At 70.7% G+C, this 17,979-nt stretch carries 11 protein-coding genes; 6 read left to right on the forward strand and 5 right to left on the reverse strand.

All coding sequences use genetic code 11. The features are described 5' to 3' along the window. Positions 1-135: 135 nt before the first annotated feature. The gene (locus OG866_RS13360) at positions 136-1,353 is read right to left on the reverse strand and encodes a L,D-transpeptidase (RefSeq protein ID WP_329334484.1); all 1,218 of its coding nucleotides are present in this window, start codon (positions 1,351-1,353) and stop codon (positions 136-138) included. Positions 1,354-1,504: 151 nt separating this feature from the next. On the opposite strand from OG866_RS13360, the gene glgX reads away from it, so the two are divergent. The 3 genes from glgX to OG866_RS13375 all read left to right on the forward strand — a co-directional run bounded on the left by glgX (position 1,505) and on the right by OG866_RS13375 (position 6,277). Further along, complete coding sequence (glgX, locus tag OG866_RS13365; RefSeq protein WP_329334486.1) at positions 1,505-3,745, forward strand: glycogen debranching protein GlgX; 2,241 nt, start codon at positions 1,505-1,507, stop codon at positions 3,743-3,745. Between the two features lie 9 nt (positions 3,746-3,754). Further along, positions 3,755-4,771, forward strand: a complete 1,017-nt coding sequence (locus tag OG866_RS13370) for a hypothetical protein (RefSeq protein ID WP_329334488.1) — start codon at positions 3,755-3,757, stop codon at positions 4,769-4,771. Positions 4,772-4,858: 87 nt separating this feature from the next. After that, positions 4,859-6,277 (forward strand): sulfatase family protein, encoded by a 1,419-nt coding sequence (locus OG866_RS13375; protein ID WP_329334490.1) that lies wholly within the window; start codon positions 4,859-4,861, stop codon positions 6,275-6,277. On the opposite strand, the gene OG866_RS13380 is transcribed toward OG866_RS13375, so the two are convergent. The 4 genes from OG866_RS13380 to OG866_RS13395 are packed head-to-tail and all read right to left on the reverse strand — an operon-like array spanning position 6,274 to position 9,847. Further along, a complete protein-coding gene (locus tag OG866_RS13380) occupies positions 6,274-6,927 on the reverse strand; it encodes a response regulator transcription factor (protein WP_329334492.1) in 654 nt (217 codons plus the stop codon). The genes OG866_RS13375 and OG866_RS13380 overlap by 4 nt on opposite strands. Next, a complete protein-coding gene (locus OG866_RS13385; protein WP_329334494.1) occupies positions 6,920-8,149 on the reverse strand; it encodes a sensor histidine kinase in 1,230 nt (409 codons plus the stop codon). The genes OG866_RS13380 and OG866_RS13385 overlap by 8 nt, the downstream gene beginning before the upstream one ends. A gap of 25 nt (positions 8,150-8,174) precedes the next feature. Continuing rightward, positions 8,175-8,909: an ABC transporter permease gene (locus OG866_RS13390; protein ID WP_329344074.1), complete on the reverse strand. Its 735-nt coding sequence runs from the start codon at positions 8,907-8,909 to the stop codon at positions 8,175-8,177. A 32-nt stretch (positions 8,910-8,941) separates the two neighbouring features. Further along, on the reverse strand, positions 8,942-9,847 hold the full coding sequence (locus tag OG866_RS13395; protein ID WP_329334496.1) for an ABC transporter ATP-binding protein: 906 nt from the start codon (positions 9,845-9,847) through the stop codon (positions 8,942-8,944). A gap of 183 nt (positions 9,848-10,030) precedes the next feature. Here OG866_RS13395 and OG866_RS13400 point away from each other — a divergent pair, with 183 nt between their 5' ends. From OG866_RS13400 to OG866_RS13410, 3 genes are all read left to right on the forward strand, one after another. Beyond that, positions 10,031-11,851, forward strand: coding sequence for an ABC transporter ATP-binding protein (locus OG866_RS13400; RefSeq protein WP_329334498.1), 1,821 nt, complete (start codon positions 10,031-10,033; stop codon positions 11,849-11,851). Further along, positions 11,848-13,713: an ABC transporter ATP-binding protein gene (locus tag OG866_RS13405; RefSeq protein WP_329334500.1), complete on the forward strand. Its 1,866-nt coding sequence runs from the start codon at positions 11,848-11,850 to the stop codon at positions 13,711-13,713. The genes OG866_RS13400 and OG866_RS13405 overlap by 4 nt, the downstream gene beginning before the upstream one ends. Before the next feature lie 242 nt (positions 13,714-13,955). Then, the gene (locus OG866_RS13410) at positions 13,956-17,975 is read left to right on the forward strand and encodes an SGNH/GDSL hydrolase family protein (protein WP_329334502.1); all 4,020 of its coding nucleotides are present in this window, start codon (positions 13,956-13,958) and stop codon (positions 17,973-17,975) included. Positions 17,976-17,979 lie beyond the last annotated feature (4 nt).

Genomic DNA, 17,979 nt, shown 5'->3' on the forward strand with positions numbered 1-17,979 from the left:
CCGCAACCCCCTGCGCGTCCCGCGCACTCGGCGCATATTAACCGCAAGATCCCGGCCGTCGGCGGGGTGTGATTGTCACCGTTCGGTCCCAACCGTGACCCCCCGCCCCGCCCGTCAACCCGGCCCCCCACCTGGTTACTTCACCGCACTGCCCGCCTTCCACTCCTTCCATCCCATATTCCATCCTCCGAGCCCGTTGTCGGGAGCGACCTTTTTGTCATCACTGTGGACGACCTCGACGACGTCACCGATGAGGCTGCGGTCGAAGAACCAGCCCGCGGGGGTGTCCGAACCGCCCCCCTTCACATCCCGCAGACCGACACAGCCGTGGCTGACATTGACCTTGCCGGGGGCGTCCGGCGCCCAGTAGTTGCCATGCAGGAAGGTGCCGGAGTCGGTGAGCCGCAGGGCGTGCGGGACGTCGGGGATGTCGTACTCGCCGCCGAAGCCGACCGTGCGGCTGTTCATACGCGTCACTTCGAGCATCTCGGTGATGACCATCTTGCCGTTGTAGGTGGTGGTGCGGGGTGCCCCGGCCGTGATCGGCACCGTGGCCAGCAGCTCGTCGTCCCGTCTGACCTGCATGGTGTGCTTGGCGGCGTCGACCAGGGAGACCTGGCTGCGGCCGACGGTGAAGGAGAACGTCTTGTACTGCAAACCGTAGACACCGGGGGCGCCCTCGATGTCCCGGAGGCGGAGCGAGACCGTCACCTGGGTGCCGGGCTTCCAGTAGTGCTCGGGGCGGAAGTCGAGGCGGCCCTTGTCGAACCAGTGCGGGCGGATCTCGACGGGCGGCTTGGCGGTGACGTGGACGGCGCGTTCGACGGCCGCCCGGTTCTCGATGTCGCGGTTGAAGCCCAGCGAGACGATCATCCCGGTGCCGACCGTGGAGCGGTTCTCCGGGGTGACGTAGCCGATGAAGCGTTCGTCGGGGACGTAGGTGGTGAACGTGGTGTGCCGGGCGGAGCGGCGGCCGTGGCCGTCGAGGGCGACGGCGTCGACGGTGTACTTCGCGGCGAGGGCGAGCCGCCCGTCGTCCGGCTCCCACCTCAGCCCGTCCTCGGAGATATGACCGGGCACCGGGGTGTCCTGCGCGTCCTGGTACTTCACCACCCTCACCGATTCGAGCCGCCCGCTGGGCACACGCACCCGCAGCCGGCTGTCCTGCTCCACGCCCTTGGTGCCGTCGTCCGGGGTGACCCGGATGACCTCCTGCGGTGCGGGCGGTTTCCCGAGCCCGCCGAGGTCGAGCCCGCCCGACTCCGAAGTGCAGCCGGCCAGCAGTCCTGCCCATGTCAGTACGGCGGCCAGAGCGGCCCCTGCGCGCCGAGCGCGCCCATGTACATGCCTCACAGGGGGCCCAACGACGGGGCCCGCCCTGGGGAAACGTGAGTGCGAGCCTAGGTCTGGGCAGAACAGTGGGGAGGACGACGCGACGGGGAGCCGGGGCCGGGACGCCGTGCGCTCATTTTCGCGTCGTTCCGCGAGCCGTGGGAGGCCTGAGGTGTCCAGCGCAGCCGAGCAGGAGGCGGTGGCCGACGACGTACGTCCGGCTGTCGTGAACGGTGCGCGGCGCACGCCGTCGGCGCCGGCCGTGCCCGTGTGGCCGGGTGCGCCCGTGCCGTTGGGGGCCCGGTTCCGGGTGGGTCCGGACGGGGTCGCGGGCACCAACTTCGCGTTGTGGGCGGGCGGTGCGGAGGGCGTCGAGCTGTGTCTCTTCGACGAGCACGGCAAGGAGACCCGGGCCCGGCTGACCGAGCTGACGCACGAGATCTGGCACGGGTTCGTGCCGGGCGTCATGCCGGGTCAGCGGTACGGCTATCGGGTGCACGGGCGCTGGGACCCCTGGACCGGCGGGCGCTGGAACCCGGCGAAGCTGCTCCTCGACCCGTACGCCCGTGCCGTGGACGGCGACTTCAGTCTGCCGCCCGAGGTGTACGGGCATGTCCGCGACTGGCCCCAGCAGCAGGTCGCCGACACCGTGCGCGACGACCGGGACTCGGCGCCGTTCGTCCCCAAGGGCGTGGTCGTCCACGACGACGCCCCCGACGACGAGTGGGCGGACGACCGCCGCCCGAAGACACCGTGGGCGGACTCGGTCATCTACGAGCTGCATGTACGGGGCTTCACCAAGCTGCACCCCGGCATTCCCGAGGAACTGCGCGGAACCTACGCGGGGTTGGCGCATCCCGCCGCCATCGAGCACCTCACCAAGCTCGGTGTCACGGCCGTCGAGCTGCTGCCCGTCCACCAGTTCGCGCACGAGGACCATCTGCTGCGCCGCGGCCTGAAGAACTACTGGGGCTACAACTCCATCGGCTACTTCGCCCCGCACGCCGCCTACGCCGCCTCCGGCACCACCGGCCAGCAGGTCGGCGAGTTCCGCGCCATGGTGCGCGCACTGCACGAGGCCGGGATCGAGGTCATCCTCGACGTGGTCTACAACCACACTGCGGAAGCGGGGGAGTTGGGCCCGACGCTGTCGTTGAAGGGCATCGACAACCGGGGCTACTACCGACTCCAGTCGGACGCCCGCAGGTACGCCGACTACACCGGCTGCGGCAACACCCTGCACGTCGTACAGCCGCACGTCCTGCGCCTCATCACCGACTCGCTGCGCTACTGGGTCACCGAGATGGGCGTCGACGGCTTCCGCTTCGACCTGGCCGCGGCGCTGGCGCGCTCGATGCACGACGTCGACATGCTGTCCCCGTTTCTCGCGGTGATCGCCCAGGACCCGGTGCTGCGGCGGGTGAAGCTGATCGCCGAGCCGTGGGACGTGGGGTCGGGCGGGTATCAGGTGGGCGCCTTTCCCCCGCTGTGGACGGAGTGGAACGACCGCTATCGCAACGCCGTACGGGACTTCTGGCGCGGTGCGCTGCCGGACGTACGGGACCTGGGGTACCGGCTGTCGGGGTCGAGCGACCTGTACGCGTGGGGCGGGCGACGCCCGTACGCGTCGGTCAACTTCATCACCGCGCACGACGGTTTCACGCTGCGCGACATGGTGTCGTACGAACGCAAGCACAACGAGGCCAACGGCGAGGGCAACCGGGACGGTTCGAACGACAACCGGTCGTGGAACTGCGGCGCCGAGGGCGAGACGGACGAGGAGCGTGTACGGGCGCTGCGGCGGCGGCAGTTGCGCAATCTGCTCACCACGCTGCTGCTGTCGACGGGCGTGCCGATGCTGGTCGCGGGTGACGAGTTGGGCCGGACCCAGCGCGGGAACAACAACGCCTACTGCCAGGACAACGAGATCAGCTGGCTGGACTGGGGGCTGCTGGAACAGCCGGGCTGGAAGGCGCTGTTCGAGCTGACGTCCCGGCTGATCGCGCTCCGGCACCAGCACCCGGTGCTGCGTCGGCGGGCCTTCTTCTCCGGGCGGGCGCACTCCGCCGACGGGCTGCGCGATCTGGCGTGGTTCACCGCGCGGGGAGCGGAGATGACGGAACGCGACTGGTACGCGCCGGCCGCCACGCTCGGCATGTACCTCTCCGGGCGGGACATCCCGGGCCGCGACGAGCGCGGGGACGCCGTCCTCGACGACAGCTTCCTCGCCGTGCTGCACGCCGGGGACCGTCCGGCGAGCTTCGTGCTGCCGGGTCCGCCGTGGGCGGAACGGTACGAGGTCGTCGTCGACACCTCGCGGGAGGAGCAGGGGACGGCGCCGGAGGTCGTGCACCGGGCGGGGGCGGCGATCACGGTTCCGGCGCGGGCGGTTCTGCTGCTGCGCGTGGGGTAAGAGTCGGCGGTGACCAACGGGAACACGTACTTCCTGCGGAACAACGACCGGTCGCCGCGCGGGCGACAGGACCGTGCCGTGGGGCGGCGGCTGATCGCCGTCGGGTGGGTGCTGCGGGTGGGCGGGGCCGTCCTGGGGCTGGGGAGCGTCTTTGTCGCCCAGGCCTGTGTCCGGCACCTTCTCGAAGGCACCTCGCACCAGGGCGGGTGGCTGCTGGCGCTGCTGGTGTGCGTCCCCGTCTTCTTCCTCGGCTGGTGCGGGTTCGCCCTCGGCCGGGTCTGGGCGCAGAGCGGCCGACGGCACACCGCCGAGATCCTCGACCCGCTGCGGGCGGCCCACTCGGCCGGGCACGTGCTGTATCTGCGCCCCTTCGATCTCGACCAGGTCATGTCCGCCATGCCCCTGGAACTCTCCGGCGGCGGGGCGGGCGCCGCCAACCTCTTCTTCCTCTCCGGACGCACACAGGAGGAGGACATGGTCCGGCGCTTCCGGCGGCTCGGCCGGGTCCTCGCGATCGGCCGCCCCGGGGAGGTGCTGCCGGAGGCCGGCGCCGAGCGCATGTACGTGGCCGACGACGAGTGGCAGCGGGTGGTGAGCGGGCTCATCGCGCGGGCGGGGGTGGTGACGCTGTCGGTGGGCACGGGGCGGGGCACGGTGTGGGAGTTCATGGAGTCCCTGCGCGTACTGCCGCCCGAGCGGCTGGTGCTGTTGATCTACTGCGACCGGACGGCCTACGACGAGTTCCGTGCCGTCGTGGCGGAGCAGTGCGCCCTGCCCGAGTACCCGCCGCCCGCCCGTCCGGAGCGGCCCCGGTGGGAGGTCCTGATGAACGGCGGCCGCAAACGGCTGCTCTGGGACTTCGCGTTGAAGGGCGTGATCGTCTTCGGTCCGGACTGGCAGCCGCGGTTCGTGCGCTTCGATCCGTCGACGCTGCGGGTGCCGAGCGTGTTCTCGGTGCGCAAGCTGCTGAGGCGTGAGCTGGACCCGGTGCTGGACCGGCTGAAGGCTCTCCCGGCCCGCCGCTGAGGACCGCGTTGCGGGACCGTTGCAGCCCCATGAACTCCGCCTGTGATCCCTGGCCAGGTCACCTGTCCGGCGATCAGACTCGGCCGTATGCCGAAGATCTCCCGCCGTACGTTCGGTGGTCTCGTCGGCGGCGGTGCCGTGACCGCTGTCGCCGGTACGACCACCGCCGCCGAGGCCGCCGAAGCCGAACCCGCCCCCGCCGAGCGCCCGTTCAAGGCGCGGTCCGGTTCCCCTGGCCGGCGCCCCAACATCCTCGTCATCCTCGGTGACGACCTCGGCTGGGCCGACCTCTCCTCGTACGGCGCCCCGCACATCAAGACGCCGCACCTCGACCGCCTGGCCCGGCAGGGCGTGCGGTTCACGGACGCGTACTCGGGGTCGGCGACCTGCTCACCGACCCGGTTCAGCCTGTACACCGGCCGCTATCCGGGCCGTACGCCGGGCGGGCTCGCCGAGCCGATCGGCAACCGGACGCAGGGCCTCGACCCGAACCACCCCACTCTCGCCTCCCTGCTGAAGAAGGCCGGTTACGCCACCGCCCTCATCGGCAAATGGCACTGCGGCTGGCTGCCCGACTACAGCCCCACCAAGTCGGGCTGGGACGAGTTCTTCGGCAACCACGGAGGCGTGCTGGAGTACTTCTCCAAGCTCGGCCAGCTCGGCGACTACGACCTCTACGAGGGCGACGCCACCTACAAGGACCTGCGCTACTACACGGAGGTCCTGACCGAGCGGGCCGTCGAGTACGTGGGCCGGAAACACGACAGGCCCTGGCTGCTGAACCTCAACTTCACCACCCCGCACTGGCCCTGGCTCGCGGAGGGCGACGAGGAGACCGGCGCCGAGATCGAGGCGAAGATCCGCGCCGCCACGTCCCAGGCGGAGGTCGTGGCCGCGCTCAACCACTACGACGGCGGCTCGGTCGAGAAGTACGCGGAGATGGTGGAGTCCCTGGACGCGGCCGTCGGCGAGGTGCTCGCCGCGCTGCGCCGCTCCGGGCAGGAGGAGAACACGGTCGTGGTGTTCGCCAGCGACAACGGCGGCGAGCGCTACTCCTACAACTGGCCGCTCAGCGGCGAGAAGTTCGTCCTCCTGGAGGGCGGTATCCGCGTCCCGACGATCCTGCGCTGGCCCGCCCGTGTCGACGGCCACCAGGTCAGCCACGAGCCGAACTTCTCCCCCGACTGGACGGCGACCCTGCTGGAGTTCGGCGGCGCCCGCCCCGACCCGGCGTACCCCCTGGACGGCACGAGCCTCGCGGGCTATCTCCTGCGCGGCGAGGAGCTGCCGGAGCGCGACCTGTTCTGGCGGGTGCGGGCCAACCGGGCGCTACGGCGCGGCGACTGGAAGTACTACCGGGACGCCGACAACGACGACCACCTCTACAACCTGGCCGCCGACTCCCGCGAACAGGCCGATCTCGCCCCGGACAAGCCGGAGTTGCTGGCCGAGCTGAAGGCGGCGTGGGAGAAGACCGCGGCCGGCCTTCTGCCCTACCCCGACTAGCCGAGAATCCCCCGCTGGTACGCCGTCGCGACCGCCGCCGCGCGGTCCTTGACGCCCAACTTGGCGTACAGGTGGGTGAGATGGGTCTTCACGGTCGCCTCGCTGATGAAGAGTTCACGGGCGATCTCGCGGTTGGACGTGCCCTTGGCGACGAGTGCCAGCACCTCGCGTTCGCGGGCGGAGAGCGGCTCGTTGCCGGGAGCCCCGGGCGTCCTGACCGCTGACACCAGGCGGGAGGCGACCGCCGGGGACAGGACCGTGCGGCCCTCCGCCGCCGCGCGGACCGCGGTGAACAGCTCGTCGCGCGGGGCGTCCTTGAGCAGATAGCCCGTCGCACCCGCCTCGATGGCGGGCAGGGTGTCGGAGTCGGTGTCGTACGTCGTCAGGACCAGGACCTTGGCGCGGGCGGCGCGGCGGGTCAGCTCGCGGATGGCGTCGACTCCCCCGCCGCCCGGCATCCGCAGGTCCATCAGGATCACGTCCGGGTCGAGGGCGGCGGCGCGCTCCAGCGCCTCGACGCCGTTGGACGCCTCGCCGAGGACCCGGAAGCCGGGGGCGTTCTCGAACATGCCGCGCAGACCGTCCCGTACGACGGGATGGTCGTCGACGATCAGCAAGGAGACCTGGTCGTTCAGGGCGGAGTCAGTCATGGCGGACCAACGGTACGCGAGCCGACAGGGCCGTGCCGTGCCCCGGCTCCGACTCCACGGTGAGGGAACCGGCGATGCGTTCGGCGCGAGCGCGCATGCCGTCGAGGCCGAAGCCTGCGGTGCGGGTGCGTTCGGGGACGGTGGCGGGGTCGAAGCCCCGGCCGTCGTCGCGGATGTCGAGGATGACCTCGTCGCCGAGGTAGGTCAGGGTGACGCCGACCCGGTCGGCCCGGGCGTGCCGGGCCGCGTTGGACAGGGCCTCCTGGACGATCCTCAGCAGGGTCGCCGAGACCTCGTCGTGGAGTTGCTCGGCGGTGCCGGTGACGGTGAACTCGGCGCGTACGCCGGTCCGTTCGCCCCAGTCGGCGACCGTCTTCTTCAGGGCCTCGGCGAGACCGGCGTTCTCCAGCGCCACCGGGGCGAGGTTGTGCACGGAGCGGCGGGCCTCGCCGAGGCTGTGCCGGGCCAGGTCGGAGGCGCGGGCCAGATGGGTGCGGGCGATGTCCAGGTCGGGGGCGTTCGCGACGACCTGGAGCTGGGCGATGATGCCGGTCAGGCCCTGGGCGATGGTGTCGTGGATCTCGGCGGCGAGCCGTCGGCGCTCGTCGGCGACGCCCGCTTCCCGCGCCTGGACGAGGAGTTGGGAGTGCAGCGAGGCGTTCTCGTCGAGCGCCTGGCGCAACGCCTCGATGGTGGCCGCCCGTTCCCGGGACCGCTGTTCCTCCTGGTAGGTGAGGTGGGCGACGGCCATCAGCAGCGCGTTGTTGGCGACCAGCAGTCCGCAGAACACCGCGACCTGGGCCCAGCTGCGGAACGGCAGCCCGCCGGACTGGGAGCCCGCCACCACGATCGAGGTGGCGAACAGCCCGAGCCGCTGCCGTCGTACGCCCGGGATGACCTCGTCGGCGTCGAAGTAGCCGGTGACCGCGTAGAACGCGAAGAACGGGTTGATCCAGGTGAGGACGAAGGCGATGGCCCAGCGCAGGACGTAGTAGACGACCCCGCGCCGGGACGGGACGCGGCGGCCCCGGCGGGGTCCGTGCCACAGCTGGAGCACGAGGGCGGCGATCACCAGGGCCCCGGCCGCGTACCACTCGGCGGGCCCCATCATCAGGTCGCCGGTGACGGCCGAGAGGAAGGTGCCGATGGCGAGCAGCCCGTAGGCGCCCCAGGTGTGGAACTGGTTCCAGCGCCGCTCGATCTGCTCGTCCACCGCGGTCATCTCCCCAGTCTGCACGGTGGACCGCCTACTCCCAGCGGAACCAGCGCGCGGCGCCGGCCGTCAGCAGGACCGTCCAGGCGACGAGGACGCCCAGATGGGTCCAGCCGATCCAGTCGCCCGCCGCGGCCCGGTTCAGCGCCTCGGCCGCCGCGCCGAACGGGGTGTAGCCGACGATCCGGGCGAGGACGTCCGGCATGGTCTGCACCGGCGCCCACAGTCCCGCGCAGAACATCGCCGGGAAGAACACGGCGGAGCCGATGGCACCGGCGATCTTCGTGGTCCGGGACAGCGCGCAGACCACCGCGCCGAGGGCGAGGGCGACGAGCACGGCCAGGACCAGGGCGAGGAGATAGCCGAGGGGCTGCTCGGGCAGGCGTACGTCGAAGGCGAGCCGGCCGACGGCGAGGGCCAGCAGCGCGGAGGCCAGGGCCGCCCCGGCGAACACCGTCATCTGGGCGGTGAGCAGGGCGGAGGGGCGGACCGGAGTGGTGGACATCCGGCGCAGGATGCCGCGCTCGCGGTAGCCGGTGAGGGTCTGTGGCATCGCCTGCAATCCGCTCACGATCAGACCGAGCAGGACGGCCACGGGCACGTAGACGTCGATGGTCCGCAGCCCGCCGAGGTCGGCCTCCGCGTGCCGGAAGGACGGGACCGAGCCCAGGATCACCAGCAGCAGGGTCGGGAAGAGCAGGATCCAGAAGAGGGCGCCGGGTTCACGGCGGAAGAGGCGGATCTCGGTGCGCAGGACAGCGGTGTTCATGCCGCGGCTCCCCTTCGGTACGGCGGCGGTGCTCATGCCGCTGCCTCCTTCGTCAGGTCGAGGAACGCGTCGTCGAGGGTGGCCTCGGTGACGCGGAGCTGGTGGGCGGTGATGTGGAGCCGGGCGAGGAGCGTCAGTACGGCGCTGACCGTCTCGTCCGTGCCGGACAGGGTGACGCGGCCGTCGTGGTGCGCGCGGGAGGCCAGCCCCGGGAGGCTGTTCAGGTCACGGTCGTCCAGCGGCGCGGACGGGGTGAAGCTGATCACCGTGGCGCCCGCCGAGCGGCGGATGAGACCGGCCGGGGTGTCCAGGGCGGCGACCCGCCCCTTGTCGATCACCGCGATCCGGTCGCACAGCCGCTGCGCCTCCTCCATGAAGTGGGTGACGAGCAGGACGGTGACGCCGCCGGCGCGGACGTCCTCGATGAGTTCCCAGGTGTCGCGGCGGGCGCGGGGATCGAGGCCGGTGGTGAGTTCGTCGAGGACGACGATCCGGGGGTCGCCGATGAGCGCGAGCGCGATGAGCAGGCGCTGTTTCTGCCCGCCGGACAGCTTGGCGAACCGGGTGGTGAGTTTCCCGGTGAGGCCGAGGCGTTCGGCGAGGGGCCGCCAGTCGGCGGGGCGGACGTGGAAGGAGGCGTACAGCTCCAGGGCCTCGCGGACGGTGAGCTTGGCCTGGAGTTCGCTCTGCTGGAGCTGGGCGCCCAGGACGCGGGCGACCTTCTCGTGGTCGGCGACCGGGTCGAGGCCGGTGACCCGGACCCGGCCGGCGTCGGGGACCCGCAGGCCCTCGACGCACTCGACGGTGGTGGTCTTGCCGGCTCCGTTGGGGCCGAGGACGCCGAAGATCTCGCCCTCCTCGACGGCGAAGGAGACACCGTCGACGACGGGTCGGCCGTCGTAGGCCTTGCGCAGTTCGCTGACTTCGATGACGGACATGACCTCAGCGTCGCGGGGAGCGGGGTGCGGGCACATCGGCCGTCGCGCTCGAACGGGCATCAACCGATCGGTTGATGCCGCGGTACGACCCCTCGAACACGCAGGTCGTAGGACCAACGCCCGACCCCGGTCCGGCCAAAACCCGGTGGGCGTTGTCAGTGCCGATCCGTAGGCTCGCTGCTGATGCCCACGACACGTGCAACTACCAGGAAACGCTCCGCAGTCAGGACTCTGCTGCGCCTTTGGCCGTACGTCAGACCGGTGCGGGCGCGGCTGTTCACCGCCGCGTTCGTCGCGGTCCTCGCCTCCTGTACCGGCCTGGTGATCCCGCTCGTCCTGAAGTGGATGGTGGACGGCCCGGTCGCCGACCGGGACCCGGCGGGTGTGTGGCTCGGCGCGCTGTTCCTGTTGTTGCTGGGCTTCGGGGAGGCGTTGCTGTTCGGGCTGCGGCGGTGGCTGGTGGCCCGGCCGCTGTCGCATGTCGAGGCGGAGATGAGAGCGCATCTCTACCGGCATCTGCAACGGCTGCCGGTGGCCTTCCACGACCGCTGGGCGTCCGGCCAGCTGCTGTCGCGGGGCACGACCGATCTGATGCTGCTGCGTATGTTCCTCGCGTTCCCGTTGACGTTCCTGCTGGTCAACAGCGTGACGATCCTGGCGGGCGTGATCATCATGCTGATCCAGGACTGGACGCTCGGGCTGGTGATCCTGGGGCCCGCGCTCCCGGTGATCGTCTCCTGTCTGCTCTTCGAGCAGCGGTACTCCTCCGTGGCCCGGCAGGCCCAGGACCAGGTCGGCGATCTGACGACCGTCGTCGAGGAGAGCGTCCTCGGCATCCGCATCATCAAGGGGTTCGGCCGGCATCGCAGCCAGGCGCGGGCGTTCTGGGAACTGTCCCGGACGCTGCGCGGGACGGAGCTGCGCAAGGCGCGGCTGCTCGCGGCGATCCTGACCGTCATCGTGACGCTGCCGGAGGTGGCGATCGGGGCGGCGCTGGTCCTTGGGTCGGTGCAGGTGGCGGACGGGGAGCTGTCGGCGGGGACGCTGGTGGCGTTCCTGTCGACGGCGCTGGCACTGCGGTGGCCGATCGACTCCATCGGCTTCCTGCTGGCGATGAGCCAGGACGCGGCGAGTGCGACGGAGCGGTACTTCGAGGTGATGGACGAGGCGCCGGAGGACACCGTCGTCTCCGGCGCGCGTGCCAAGAGCGCCCAGAGCACCGGCCTCCGGTTCCACAACGTCCGCTTCCGCTACCCCGACGCCGCCCCGGACTCCGCGCCCACCCTCGACCTCGTCGACCTCCACATCCGCCCCGGCGAGTCCATGGCCCTGGTCGGCGCGACCGGCAGCGGCAAGACCACCCTCACCGCCCTCGTCCCCCGCCTCCACGAGCTGACGGAGGGCCGCATCACCCTCGACGGCGTGGACATCGCCGCCATGTCCCGCGAAGAGCTGCGCTCCCTGGTCTCCATGGCCTTCGAGGAACCCACTCTCTTCTCGGCCGGCGTCGGCGAGAACGTCCTGATGGGCGCCGCCGACCATGAACTGGACCGTGCCCTGTCCATCGCGCAGGCCGACTTCGCGCACGCCCTCCCCCAGGGCACCGACACCCGGATCGGCGAGCAGGGCCTGAGCCTTTCCGGCGGCCAGCGCCAGCGCCTCGCACTGGCCCGCGCGGTCGTCGGCAGGCCCAGGTTCCTCGTCCTGGACGACCCGCTGTCCGCGCTGGACGTGCACACGGAGGCCGCGGTCGAGGCCGCCCTGCGCGAGGTGCTCGCGGACACCACCGCCCTGATCGTGGCCCACCGACCGTCGACCGTGCTGCTCGCCGACCGGGTGGCGCTGCTGTCGAAGGGCCGTATCACCGCCGTCGGCACCCACCACGAACTGCTGCGGACCAACGCCGAGTACGCCCATCTCATGTCGGGCTCCGAGGGGCTTGTCAGGTCGGCTTCCGACGATCCCCTCATGTCCGGCTCCGAGGAAACGGAGGACGCCCGATGACCGCGCCGACGACGGCCGCGCCCGCCCCCGCCGACGACGAGGAACCGGAAGTCCCGAAGAACGCGGGCGGCGGCGACCCCTTCGACCGTGACGTCCTGCCCACCCCGCCCCGCGCGACCTCCCTCCTCCTGCGCTCCCTGCTCGCGCCGATGAGGGCCCGGGTGATCGGCACGACCCTTCTGCTGCTGCTCCAGCAGGCGGCGGTGCAGGCGGGCCCGCTGCTGGTGGCGTACGCGATCGACCGTGCCGTACCGGCGTTCCGGGAGGACCGGCACGGGCCGCTGATGGCGGTCGGCGTGGCCTATCTGCTGTGCTCGGTGGCGTCCGGGGGCTTGCAGTACGCGTTCATCCGCGCCTCGGCCCGGATCAACCAGGACGTCCTCCTCGACCTGCGCGGCCGGATCTTCCGCCATGCCCAGGCGCTCAGCGTCGACTTCCACGAGCGCTACACCTCGGGCCGGCTGATCTCCCGCTCCACCACGGACGTCGAGTCGCTGCGCGAACTCCTCAGCGAGGGCCTCCAGGAGCTGATCACGGTCATCCTGTCCTTCGTCTACATCTCCGCGCTGCTGCTCTGGCTGGACCTCGGCCTCGGCGCGGTCGCGGTGGCGTCGTTCGCGCCGCTCTACCTTCTGGTACGGCGGTACCGGCAGCGCGCGGGCCGTGTGTACACGCTGCGGTCCACGGCCATCGCCGCCGTGATCGTGAAGTTCGTTGAGACGATGAACGGCATCCGCCCGGTGCGGGCGTTCAGGCGCGAGGCCGCCAACGACGCCGACTTCGCCGTACTGAACAAGCGTCACGAACGCACCAACGGCGACGCGCTGCTGGAGATGGCCCGCTATGTCGTCGGATCCCGGCTGGTCGCCAACACGGCGGTCGCGCTGATCGTGCTGTGGGGCGCCTACCGGGTGGCGGGCGGCTCGCTGGAGCTGGGGGTGCTGGCGGCGGCGGTGCTGTATCTGCGCCGGCTGTACGACCCGATCGACCGCCTGGGCATGTTCCTCAACTCCTACCAGTCGGCGGCGGCCTCGCTGGAGAAGATCGCGGGCCTGCTGGCACAGACCCCGTCGGTCCCCGAGCCGGCCACGCCCCGCGAACTCCCGCCCCTGGAGTCCGAGCACCCTGGCCGCGAGGTCGTCTTCGACGACGTCCGCTTCGCCTACCGCACCGGCGGCGAGGTCCTCCCCTCCTTCGACCTCACGCTCCCGGCCGGGCAGACGGTGGCGGTCGTCGGCTCCACGGGCGCCGGCAAGTCGACTCTCGCCAAGCTCCTCGCCCGCTTCTACGACCCCACCGAGGGCCGGGTCCTGCTCGACGGTGTCGACCTGCGCGACCTGTCCGTGCCCGAACTGCGGCGCGGGGTCGTCATGGTGACGCAGGAGGCCTTCCTCTTCTCCGGCACGGTCGCCGACAACATCGCCATCGGCCGCCCCGACGCCTCCCGCGAGGAGATCGAGCGGGCCGCGAAGGCGATCGGCGCCCACGAGTTCATCAGCGCCCTGCCCGACGGCTACGACACGGACGTACGCAAGCGCGGCGGCCGTATCTCGGCGGGTCAGCGTCAACTGGTGGCCTTCGCGCGGGCGTTGCTCGCCGATCCGGCGGTGCTGATCCTCGACGAGGCGACCAGCTCCCTCGACATCCCCGGCGAACGGGCGGTGCAGCGCGCCATGTCGACGGTGCTGCACGGCCGGACGGCGGTCGTCATCGCGCACCGGCTGTCCACGGTGGAGATCGCCGACCGGGTCCTGGTGATGGAGCACGGCCGGATCGTCGAGGACGGCTCTCCGGCCGAACTCATCGCGGGCACGGGCCGGTTCGCGGATCTGCACCGGGCGTGGCGGGACAGCCTGGCGTGACGCTCCTCGCCAGAGGTCGGATCACCGTTTTGACCGCGGGCGGATTTACCTAACCTTTTCCTCCGCCAGGGCGGGGGGTTACATAGGGCTTTACCCCTTTCAAGGGTGCCCGTTTTGACGCGAGTTCACCTTTCTGGGAGCGAATCCGCCGCTATTTATCGCCGTTGACTCGGCGATCGTTGAAGCGCTTCGATCCAGTGTTCGGATGGCAGTCACCTTCTCCTCCGGACCCAGGAGCACTCTTGAGGCTGAGACGTAGAGCACATCCGTCCCTCGTACTGACGGCCGCGGCCCTGACGGTGTTCGGCCTCGTACCGGCCGCCACGCCGGCACTCGCCGCCGAGACGACACCGCCCTCGTCACCGGAACCGTCCGCCTCGTCCGCGCCGCCCGCGGCCGGTGTCGACGATCCGGGCAAGACGCTCGGCACAGGCTGGAAGGCGTCCAAGGACCGGGCGGTGACCAGCGCAGCCGACACCGACGGCCTGAAGATCCTGGTCGCCGACTCGTCGAAGGCGTACGCCTGGAAGACCGTCGCCTCCCTGGCGGAGCCGACGCTGACGGCGGACACCTGGATCGGCAACCAGTGCGTCATGGACGCCGGTCATGTCGCCGTCGTGTACGCGCCGCGCACCTTCACCAACAAGCCCGACCTGATGCAGGGCGGCGCGTTCGCGGCCGTCGTCAACACCTCCACCGGCGCGGTGGTGAAGCTGCCGTTCACCGCGTCGCTCGCGTACTTCGACCCGTCCTGCAACACGGTCACGCACACGGCCGCGTTCACCGCCTTCCGCGACATGAACGACCCGGCGAAGACGAAGAGCCGGGTGGTCACGGTCGACACCGCCGGGAAGACGGTCGGTTCGGCCGTGGCCAAGGGCGAGATCACCAGCGCGGTGCCCGTCGAGGACGGGGCGATCGGCGCACGCGGCGACCAACTGGTCCATCTCGATGAGAAGGGCCGGGCGACGACGCTCGCCACCGCCGACAGCCCGCCCTTCGACATCCGGCCCACCGGCGACGGGCACGTCGCCTTCCTCGACCGCCAGGGCGACTCCACCGCACGCGCCAAGCTGTGGCGCGGGCAGGGCAACCCCTCCGTGATCGCCTCCGGCAAGCTCGGCGACATGGATCTGCGCCAGGGCGTCGAGGGCCGGGTCTTCCTGACCGGGAAGCCCGCCGGCACCCGGCTGAAGGACACCGGCGTCACCCTCCTGGACGCCCCCGCCCACACAGAGGTCTCCACCCTGGGACGGCTCGCCGTCGACCCCGTCCTCACCCCCGGCGTCCGCCACGGCCTGACCCGGATCAAGGACGCGGGCAAGGGCTTCGCGCAGAGCGGCTCCGCGTCGGAGAGCACCACGGAGGGCGCACCGGACACCGTGGCCGACGGCGAGCCGACCACCGTGACGTCCACCGCCACCACCACGGGCGAGGAGATCACCCAGTCGGTGGCGCAGACCACGGCGGACAGCGGCGACACCTCCGTGTCCCCCGCCCTCACCGGCACCGCCGCCTCCGCCGGCCTCACCGCCGCCGACTCCCGGGCGAACGACCCGATCGACACCGACCGCTGGTGCTCGGTCCCCCGCAACGACGTCAACTCCCAGGCCCTTCAGCCCACTCCGAACCAGGTCGAGTGGGCCGTCGACATGGCCGTACGCTACGAACTGCGCGCGAGCCGGATCACCCAGGGCGGCTGGCGTGACCAGATCGGGATCGGCACCATCGACCCGCAGGGCCTCTTCCCCCGCCCGACCCTGAACGGCACCAGCGGCCGTATCCCGGCGAACGTGCTGCTCGGCGTGATGGCCCAGGAGTCGAACCTGTGGCAGGCCGAACCGGGCTCGATCCCGGGCCAGATGGGCAACCCGCTGGCCTCCTACGCCGGCTTCTACGGCCACAAGGGCGACGACCCGGCGTCGTACTGGAAGATCAACTGGGCGAACTCCGACTGCGGTTACGGCGTCGGACAGGTCACCGACGGCATGCGGCTGGCGGGCCACGAGAAGGACGGCGAGACCGCCCTGCCCGCCTCCACCCAGCGCGCGGTCGCCCTGGACTACACGGTGAACGTCGCCGCCTCGCTGTACATCCTCGCGGACAAATGGAACGAGCTCCACGAGTCGAACCAGACGATCACCGTCAACAACGACGACCCGGCCAAGCCCGAGAACTGGTTCGCCGCCCTGTGGAACTACAACCTCGGCTTCAATCCCCGCTCCGCCGAGACCCAGAACGGCAACTGGGGCCTGGGCTGGTACAACAACCCCGCCAACCCGGCGTACCCGCCGGACCGCGACCCGTTCATGGACATGTCGGTGGACCCGGGCAACTGGCCCTGGGACGCCGCCCATCCGCAGTACTGGCCCTACGAGGAGAAGGTGCTGGGCTGGTCCGCCTGGTCGATCGACACCGGCTTCTCCTACGCCACCTCCGGCCGCCAGGACTGGCCGGGTGAGACCGGCTACTCCTCGGCGGGCTTCCGCCCCGCCTGGTGGGCCACCGAGGCCGACCGCAGCCGCATCAAGCCGCCCCTGAGCACCTTCTGCAACTCCGCCAACAACTGCGACTCCGACAACCCGCCCGACTGCCCGGACGCCGACTGCTACACGCAGTACTGGTGGCACCAGTCCAACGTGACCTGGAAAGACGACTGCATCTCGACCTGTGGCAACGAGAACATCAAATACCAGACCCTGGTCTCCGAACCGGGCCGCGGCTACCGGCTCCAGTACGGCACCCCGACCTGCGCCGGCGACAGCGCCAACAAACTGCCCTCGGGCGCGCTGATCGTGAACTCCGTAGCCGACAACACGAACACCTACAGCACCTGCGGATCGACCGGCACCGACGACGGAAGCTTCCAGTTCACCTTCAACAACGACGGCTCGGTCGGGCCCGGTCTCGGGCAGTACGAGGCGAAGGGCGACCTGTACCAGATCGGCGGCGGCTACGACGGCCACTTCTGGTACGCCCACACCCGTAACAGCGCCCACCTCGGCGGCGACACCGGGGTGATGACCGTCAAGGGCACCTGGACCCTCGGCCAGAACCTGAACGGCTGGGCCCGGGTGTTCGTGCATCTGCCCGACACCGGCGCCCACACCCAGCAGGCCCACTACACCATCCACGGCGTGGCGGGCGGCGACCGGCAGCGCTACCTCAACACCCACTACGGCGAGAACACCTGGGCCGAACTCGGCGTGTACCACTTCACCGGAACACCCCAGGTGGAACTCACGAACACCACCGACGACGGCACCGCCGACGAGGATGTGGCGTTCACCTCGGTCGCCTTCCAATCGCTCCCGGGCAAACCGCAGGACATGGTGGTCGCCATGGGCGACTCCTACACCTCCGGCGAGGGCTCGGGGGACTACTACCCCGTCAGCGACCGCGATCACGGCGAGACCAGCTGGAACGCCTGCCGGCGCAGCCCGAACGCCTGGCCGCGCAAGGTGACCCTGCCGAACCAGACGCAGACCGTCGCGGCGCTCGCGGACAGCTACGACGCCAGTCTCGACTTCCAGTTCGTCGCCTGTTCCGGAGCCAAGACATGGCAGGCGGCGTCGGGCTCACCGATAGACAGCAGCACGGGGAAGGAGACCTGGGGCTTCGACGGCAACTTCCACGAGAAGTTGCAGCTCGACTCGGGGGTGCTCAGCTCGGACACGACCCTGGTGATGCTGACCATCGGCGGCAACGACGCCCAGTTCGACAGGAAGATCCAGGCCTGTGTGGAGAGCGGATGTCCCTCCGAGGCCTCGATGCAGGCGGACATCGACGCGACCGTGGCGAAGACCGCGACCTTGCTGAGCGACATCCATGCCGCGGCGCCGAACGCGTCGATCTCCCTGATGGGGTACCCGCTGCTCTTCAGTCGCACGGAGGCCTGCTCCACCCTGGTGAGTGCGTCGCAGCGTGTCATCCTCAACGACATGGCCCAGTACTTCGAGGACAAGCAGAGCGCGCTCGCGGCCTCCATGTCCGCGGAGAACGTGCACTACCGGTCCCCGCAGTCCGCGTTCGAGGGCAAGCGCATCTGCGACGCGACGGAAGGCATCAACGGGGTGGTGGCCGGGCCGAACGGTGACGGCGACTTCCACCATGACGACCCCAAGACGCCACTGTGCTGGTGGTTCTGGGGGGACAGCTGCCTCAGCAGGGAGAGCTACCACCCGAACAAGACCGGCACCAGCGCCTACGCGCAGGCGTTCATGACGCTGGGTCCCGCCTCGCTCAGACGAGAGAACCAGTGAGTCG

The organism is Streptomyces sp. NBC_00663, from assembly GCF_036226885.1.
Lineage (GTDB): Bacteria > Actinomycetota > Actinomycetes > Streptomycetales > Streptomycetaceae > Streptomyces.

Coding starts and splice junctions, on each gene's coding strand:
- OG866_RS13375 (WP_329334490.1), top strand. CDS start 4,859: ATGCCGAAGATCTCCCGCCGTACGTTCGGTGGTCTCGTCGGCGGCGGT.
- OG866_RS13380 (WP_329334492.1), bottom strand. CDS start 6,927: ATGACTGACTCCGCCCTGAACGACCAGGTCTCCTTGCTGATCGTCGAC.
- OG866_RS13385 (WP_329334494.1), bottom strand. CDS start 8,149: ATGACCGCGGTGGACGAGCAGATCGAGCGGCGCTGGAACCAGTTCCAC.
- OG866_RS13390 (WP_329344074.1), bottom strand. CDS start 8,909: ATGAACACCGCTGTCCTGCGCACCGAGATCCGCCTCTTCCGCCGTGAA.
- OG866_RS13395 (WP_329334496.1), bottom strand. CDS start 9,847: ATGTCCGTCATCGAAGTCAGCGAACTGCGCAAGGCCTACGACGGCCGA.
- OG866_RS13400 (WP_329334498.1), top strand. CDS start 10,031: ATGCCCACGACACGTGCAACTACCAGGAAACGCTCCGCAGTCAGGACT.
- OG866_RS13405 (WP_329334500.1), top strand. CDS start 11,848: ATGACCGCGCCGACGACGGCCGCGCCCGCCCCCGCCGACGACGAGGAA.